2 protein-coding genes and 1 pseudogene are annotated in these 2,771 nt (G+C 37.7%); all 3 read right to left on the bottom strand.

Going from position 1 to position 2,771, the window contains the following annotated elements:
* Nucleotides 1-929 (bottom strand): annotated as a pseudogene (locus ACFIJL_RS08970) (hypothetical protein); the annotation flags it as partial.
* An 828-nt stretch (nucleotides 930-1,757) separates the two neighbouring features.
* Entirely contained in the window at nucleotides 1,758-1,919 is a 162-nt protein-coding gene (locus tag ACFIJL_RS08965; protein ID WP_375624327.1) for a YadA-like family protein, read from the bottom strand.
* A gap of 444 nt (nucleotides 1,920-2,363) precedes the next feature.
* Nucleotides 2,364-2,771, bottom strand: a 408-nt coding sequence (locus ACFIJL_RS08960) for a YadA-like family protein (RefSeq protein WP_375624325.1), incomplete at its 5' end; no start/stop codon positions are given.

Here is a 2,771-nt window from a genome sequence, read left to right as displayed (position 1 = left end):
TCACTACCTATAGCAATACTATACAGCGCCTCCTTTGCTGCAGATGCATTGTAACCAAGAACAATCCCCTTTTCTGCATAATTCTTCGCGCCGTAACCAAGAGCCATTGCATAATCACCAGCTGCAAGTACTCTATTTTTTTCATCAATATCCTGTATTCCAGATCCAGGACCAGTTCCAACACCACCAATTGCAATGCCAAAAATGCCTTCCGTTTTTGCTCCCCGCCCCAAAACAACAGTACCATACGCGCCCTTAGGTGACTCTGCCATATAACCAATAACAGTACTCCAACCATCACCAGCTTTTGCACTGTACCCGATAACAACAGAACCGAATGTACCTCTCCCATCAACACTACCAACCACATCGTCACCGATAAAAACACCCCACTTGCTTTTTGTATAATTAATCCCACTACCCAAAATAATATTGTTATCTTGAGAACGTTGCATTCCTGCAGTTCCACCCCGCAAAAGGTCAGAAACATTAACAGGGGTTGCATTCTCATTATTCCCTGAAAACTGTTGGGTTGTAGAGCTATCACGAACAAGCGACCGTGGACTAATGAGAGACTTTTTATATTGCTCGTCTGTATCTAAGGTTCTGACCAATAAATTTTTGCTATCTTCCGCAAGAACATTTACGATAGGACTCTTATCGCTTTTACCAGAAAGGGTTTTGGTTAAAAAATTTGCGTAATCATCAGAAGCATTCAAACCAGCAACAGAGAGAAGGCTTTGTGGATAAGACACACCGGCACTTTTTACACCTTCAAGAAACGTGTTTCTAAAATCAGGATTTGCTGAAAAAACAGGCGTAACATTCGATAAGAATGTAGCCGCTGTAGCCAACGAAAGAACTTTAACAAAAGAAAAACGAGAACGTTTTAATTCACTCGCAGCTTGTGGGGCATATAATTTTTTCATAACAAACTCTCCAATGAAAAAACTTAAAAACACCTCCAAAACATAAAAAAGACACATTTTAGCATTATTGATCTCTTTGGAATTCAGAGTAGACGATCATTGCTTAGAGTGTGAACATTTTGAGTCTTTAGTTTTGTTTTGTTTGCGCTCTCTGTATTGAGACCTAAATGTTTGTCTTTTTGATTATGTTTTGTGGACATAAAGATGACACATTTAGAGTCTAAGGGTTTTAGTGTGTTGTTTTTTCCTAACTAAAAAGAGGCCTTGTATATTTAATATTACTTTTTACTTGGTAGTGGTGACTATAAAATCCTTTGTACTAGGTTTTAGTATGTATTTTCCTAATTATAGACTTTATTTTTATAAGAAAGCATGGTTTTGTTAATAATAAGTAAAGTAAAAAGAAATTGTAATATGTCCGGAATATAGTTTTCCTTGGATAACTGGCTTTTTAGTTGGATTTTTTCTTTTTAATATATCATATAATGATATATGCGCGGTCCCGTGGTGTACCTTTTATCTTTACGCACTACTTATCCCCCCTTTGAAAGTTATTTTATCAAAATGAGTCTTACTAATATACATTCCCATACAGCTATAGGCTGTTCAAGAAAATAGCAACATAAAAATATAGCTTTTTAGCAATATGGATTCTACTGTGATCTTTTTTCAACAAAATATAGAAAAATCTTCTATAAAACCTCACAGTTTATAGCCTCATCAAATATTATGCTTATCTCTAGATAAATACTGTGCGTCTGTAAAAAAATATTCCCCCTTATTTCAATAAATAAGGGGGAATGTTTTGTTCTGTTTTCGTTATTCGTATTATTTTATTTTCAGAGTAATTGCACCACCTATGCCCCAATGACCACCAGCACTCGTGGCAGAGAGATTAGAGCGAATTTTTCCGTTTTCAGATGTATAACCAGCACCAAGAGCAAATGCGGATTGTCCACGCCATGTGCCGCTACCAAATGAGACACTCAAAGATCCTAGCTCGTCGAAGTAACGTAGGTTGGATACAGCTAGACCAACGGCGGCTGCTTGCCTTGCCTCTTTGCGTACGCTCTTAATGTCATAACTAAACGTTTCAAATTTTATATCGGTTTAGGATTTCGACTCGTTAACACCATTACTCATCGCATTATCCTTGGATTCAGAAAAATATTTATCTACATATTTTTTCGCATCATCAAAAACTGTCTTAATCTGCTGCTCACTGTCATCTAACAACCACCAACCAGCCCCCCTCCACGACTTCTGTCAAATTTGCGTAAAACACACCACTCTTCACACCTTTTCTCTTTCTTTATTTTCAACATTAATGCTGGCACTGTTATTTGTGGGAGTCGTTCTTTTAATCGTGTAACTCTTTTCGCCCCTGTCTTGTATAGACAGGAGCGTTTTTGAAAATAATCGTAGTAAATTTTATTAATTTAGAGTTAAGCTTAATCCTACACCTACACCCCAGCGCCCTCCGGAACTTGTCACAGATAGACTAGAGCGAATATTTCCATCTTCAGATGTATAACCAGCACCAAGAGCAAATGCGGACTGATTGAGCCATATACCACTACCAAGTGCAACACTTAACTTTCCTGGTGCATCATTGTAACGCAAGTTGGACACCGCTAGACCAATAGCAGCAGCTTGTCTTGCTTCTTTCCGAACATCCTGAATAGCATAATTCAATGTCTCAAACTTTATATCCGTATAGGATTTCGACTCGTTAACAGCATCATTGACAAGACTACTAACTTTCTCATCCGTATACTTATTGGCATCTTCAAGAACTATCTTCATCTGCTCTTCAGTATAATCATGCAACTGACCACCATT

Source organism: Bartonella sp. TT119HLJHH (assembly GCF_042193385.1).
Classification (GTDB): domain Bacteria; phylum Pseudomonadota; class Alphaproteobacteria; order Rhizobiales; family Rhizobiaceae; genus Bartonella.
The sequence above is the reverse complement of the archived record's forward strand: the minus strand, read 5'-3'. Positions and strand labels throughout refer to the sequence as shown.